Origin of the sequence: Blastomonas sp. AAP25, assembly GCF_001295965.1 — a bacterium.
Classification (GTDB): Bacteria; Pseudomonadota; Alphaproteobacteria; order Sphingomonadales; family Sphingomonadaceae; genus Blastomonas; species Blastomonas fulva.
Genome location: NZ_LJHP01000045.1, coordinates 1 through 4232, shown reverse-complemented (window position 1 = coordinate 4232; position 4232 = coordinate 1). Strand labels below are relative to the sequence as shown.

The 4232-nt window shown below is 61.8% G+C and carries 1 protein-coding gene and 3 pseudogenes; 2 read left to right on the top strand and 2 right to left on the bottom strand.

Annotated features, from left to right (window positions below; translation table 11 throughout):
• Together IP68_RS18945 and IP68_RS18940 are read left to right on the top strand one after the other, a co-directional pair.
• Positions 1-270: pseudogene (locus IP68_RS18945) on the top strand (transposase); the annotation flags it as partial.
• A gap of 95 nt (positions 271-365) precedes the next feature.
• Positions 366-1402 (top strand): annotated as a pseudogene (locus IP68_RS18940) (IS110 family transposase).
• 311 nt (positions 1403-1713) lie between these two features.
• On the opposite strand, the gene istB reads toward IP68_RS18940, so the two are convergent.
• Both istB and istA read right to left on the bottom strand, forming a co-directional pair.
• Positions 1714-2550 (bottom strand): IS21-like element helper ATPase IstB, encoded by an 837-nt coding sequence (gene istB, locus IP68_RS18935; protein WP_054136586.1) that lies wholly within the window; start codon positions 2548-2550, stop codon positions 1714-1716.
• Positions 2547-3968 (bottom strand): annotated as a pseudogene (gene istA / locus IP68_RS18930) (IS21 family transposase). Before istA ends, istB begins: the two are co-directional and overlap by 4 nt.
• Positions 3969-4232: the final 264 nt, after the last annotated feature.

Here is a 4232-nt window from a genome sequence, read left to right as displayed (position 1 = left end):
AGGTTCGTTGACCTGTCGGGCATTCGCGAACACCTGCAGCCTTTCTACAGCTCGACTGGACGGCCGTCTGTTGATCCCGAGCTGATGATCCGGATGCTGATCACCGGCTATTGCATGGGCATACGGTCCGAGCGGCGGCTGTGCGAGGAGGTGCATGTCAACCTCGCCTATCGCTGGTTCTGCCGCCTCGGGCTGGAGGGCGATGTGCCTGATCATTCCACTTTCTCCAAGAACCGGCATAGTCGCTTCCGCGACAGCGACGTCCTGCGCCTGTAGCGCGACGATCTTGGTGATGGGGTGGACGCCCCCCGACGGCATCGATGTGCCATAGTGGAGGTGTTTTGCACCACTAGAAGGAGGCGTCCATGGCAGAGGTTAGCACGATCGGGTTAGATATTGCGAAGGCTGTTTTTCATGCGCACGGCGCGGATGCGTGTGGGCAGATGTGTTCAGCCAACGGCTGACCCGCGCGAAGCTGCTTGAGTTCTTCGCTGCGCAGCCGCAGTGTGTGGTCGCGCTTGAGGCCTGCGGCGGGGCGCATCATTGGGCCCGCGAGATTTGCGCGCTGGGGCATGAAGTGAAGCTGATCCCGCCGGCTTACGTGAAGCCGTTTGTGAAGCGTTCGAAGAGCGATGCGATCGATGCCGAGGCGATCTGCGAGGCAGCCCAGCGCCCGAGCATGCGCTATGCCGCGATCAAGACCGAAGCGCAGCAGGCTGCTGGCATGGTGTTTCGCACGCGCGATCTGCTGGTGCGCCAGCGCACGCAGCTGATCAATGCGATCCGGGGTCATCTCACCGAGTTCGGATGGGTTGCGCCCAAGGGGCCCTCGCACATCAGCGTGCTGGCAAGCCTGCTTGAGGAAGGCGAGGAGATCGGCGCATCGCTGCCCAAGGCTGCACGCACGATGTTCCTGGTGATGACCGGCCAGCTCGAGCAGCTGAACGAACAGGTCGCGCTGCTCGACAAGGAGATCGCCACGCGTGCCCGCGAGGATGAAGCAGCCCGGCGGTTGATGACCATCCCCGGCATCGGGCCGATCACCGCAACCGCGCTGCTTGCTCTTGCCCCGCCAGTAGAGGGCTTTGCCAGAGGCCGCGACTTTGCAGCCTGGCTCGGGCTTACACCGCGACAACACTCAACCGGCGGCAAGGAGAGGTTCGGCTCGATCTCGAAGATGGGTGAGCGTACACTGCGACGGCTACTGATCATCGGCAGCAGCGCGGTGGTACTACAGGCCAGCAAGCGCGGCACCCCGCGCGGCTCATGGCTCGAGCAGATGCTGGCCAGAAAGCCGCGCATGCTGGTCACGGTCGCGCTGGCGAACAAGACTGCACGGATCATCTGGGCGGTCCTGACGAAGGGTGAGGATTACAAGGCTCCGGTCGCGGCAGCAGCGTAAGCTGAGGCGGACCAGAGGTCGTCGGTAGAGGTAAGAGATCGAAGGAGGGTATGGCACCACAGTCGGCGAGACGGGACCGGAAAACCAGTGCTTCCCACAGTGCCTTAGAGCACGCCTGGGTGATGTGGATCCGGTTCGCGAACTCCCATACGGGCCAGCGGCACAGCGCCGCGCAAACAGGCCGGACAGATGGCAGCATCCGACTACCGCCAAGACCCGAATTTACTCTTGCATCTTCTGGGGCGTCCACAGATGAGAAGCGCTGATCGCGACGCGTTTGGTGTGGATCGTATGATTGTCGCTGGCAAGGGCTATGTGTCATCTTGATTGTCGCGGAGCGACACTTCGGTGTTCCTGATTGTCGCAACCTTGGCGGGGCAACCCGCGCCGTGCTGTTTTCTGGCGATAGCCGTCCGGCGCCGGTAGCTTTCGACGTTCATCTCGAAGATGGTGGCGTGGTGTACGAGCCGGTCCACTGCCGCCAGCGTCATTGCCGGGTCCGGGAAGACGCGGTTCCATTCGCCGAACGGCTGATTGGCCGTGATTATCAGCGAACGCCGCTCATATCGCGTGCTGATCAGCTCGAACAGGACCGATGTTTCAGCCTGATCCTTGGCGACGAAGGCCAGGTCGTCGAGGATCAGCAGATGGAACCGGTCGAGCCGATTGATGGCATTTTCGAGCGCAAACTCCCGGCGCGCGAACTGGAGTTTCTGGACGAGGTCAGACGTGCGGGCCAACAGCACGCGCCAGCCCTTTTCGATCAACGCGAGCCCGATGGCTGACGACAGATGTGATTCACCTCCCCCTGATGGCCCGAACAGGATAAGGTTTGCGCCTTTCTCCTGCCAGCCATCGCCGGCACACAGGGCCATCACTTGCGCTTTCGACACCATCGGCACGGCATCAAAGTCGAAGGCATCCAAGGTTTTGCCGGGCAGTAATTTGGCTTCAGCAAGATGGCGTTCTATCCGGCGTCGATCGCGCTCGGCGATTTCATGCTCTGTAATAGCGCTCAGGAACCGGGCCGCTGGCCAGCCTTCCTTATCGGAGCGTTCGGCGAACGAGGACCATAGCTGCTTGATTCCCGGCAGGCGCAGCTCATTCAGCATGAGCGTGAGCTTGGTCGCATCGATGTCGTGGGTCATGCCACTTCCTCCGCGCACGGGCTCAGCAGCGCTTCATATGCACTGAGCGGCACAAGCTCGACGACCACATCAGGCATGCCCTTCGGCGCTGCCAGCAGCGATTCCAGCACGCCTGCGAGCTCGGCCTCGCATGCGCGTTCATGGGCCAAGCTTAGCAGCTCAACCATCGTACGGCAGGCGACATTTTCCGCGCACCGCTCAAGCAACCTCTCGAACATTCGGCGGTATGCCTCCCGCGGGAAGAGTTGGTCGCGATATACAAGTTTGAGCAGTGCCATCGGCTTGCGCCGTAGCGCGTGGATGACATGGCGATAATCAACGACATGCCCATGCTTGCCGCTGCTCTCGGCGCGGCCACGTGGCAGGGTAAACAGTGGCGTCCCTCCAAGGAACAGGTCAAGCCGGGCATCGTAAAGGCGCACCCGCAACCGGTGACCGATCAGCCGCGATGGCACGGTGTAGAACACCTTGCGCAACGTGAAGCCGCCCGACGACGTCACCAGGACAAGCACCTCTTAGTAATCGCTCGTCCGCATTCCCGGCAGTGACTGCAGCGCAGCCCGTTCGGCGTCGATCCGCTTGGCGCACCGTGCATTCTTGCGTGCTACGATTTCGTCGATGAAGCGGCGATATCCTGCAAGATCGTCAAAGTCGGCTGACCCTCGCAGCAGCAGCGCATCGCGCACTGCCGCCTTCAGATGCCCGTGAGAGCTCTCGATTCCGCCATTCTCATGCGCAACGCCCCGGTTATTTCGGCGCGGTTCCATGCGATAGTGGCGGCAAAGAGCATCATATCGTCGCGTCAGATCCTCCCGCGCCGCTGCATCCAGATTGCGGAACGCAGCAGACAGACTGTCGCTGCGATGCTCCCGCGGCGCTCCACCCAGCGCCCACAAGGCATTCTGAAGGCCTTCGGCCAACGCCACATAGCTCTCGCCGCCCAGGATCACATGGGCGTGTTCAAAGCCCGAACAGGCCAACCGGAAGTGATACAGCCTATGGTCAACCCCGACACCAGCGATCCGCACCCCAAGCTCGGCCATGTCGGTAAAGTCCGACAACCCCATCCGGCCCGGCTCATGCACCTGACGGAAGATGACATCACGCTCCGGCCCTTGCAACGCGCGCCAGCTGCGGATGCGCCGTTCCATGGTCCGCCGTACTCAATCGGGAAGCTCAGGATGACGACGCTGCATTTCTTCAAACACAGCAACAGCCCGGATACCCGGCGCCGCCGCCAACAGCGGTACGACCTCGGCATCAAAGATATCGGCTATCGGATCTGGGCGACGCCGCCCGCGCGGCACCTTCTTGTGCGACGGTAGATCCTTGTCATGCTCCAGCCTGTAAGCGGTAGCTGTACTGAATGCCGCGCATGCCGCCGCTGACCGCGGCGACACTGTCTGTCTCATCTTCATATATAATCTCACCTGATGATCGTTGATATGTCTGCCGGGCACTGCAGCTCCCCTTCCGGGGCAAAAGCGTAACCCAACAGATCACGATCACCATCGCGCCCCTCCCACAAAGAGAGACGCTTGCGGCGTGTGTCTATCGCTCCTCGGGGCTACGCCCCTCGTCTCGACAGACACACGCCGCCTTTTTCATCTAGATTGTCGCGCAGCATGCGCCAGCTGTTCGAGGCGACGGTGGCGCGCTGCATTGCCGAGGGGCTGGTTGGC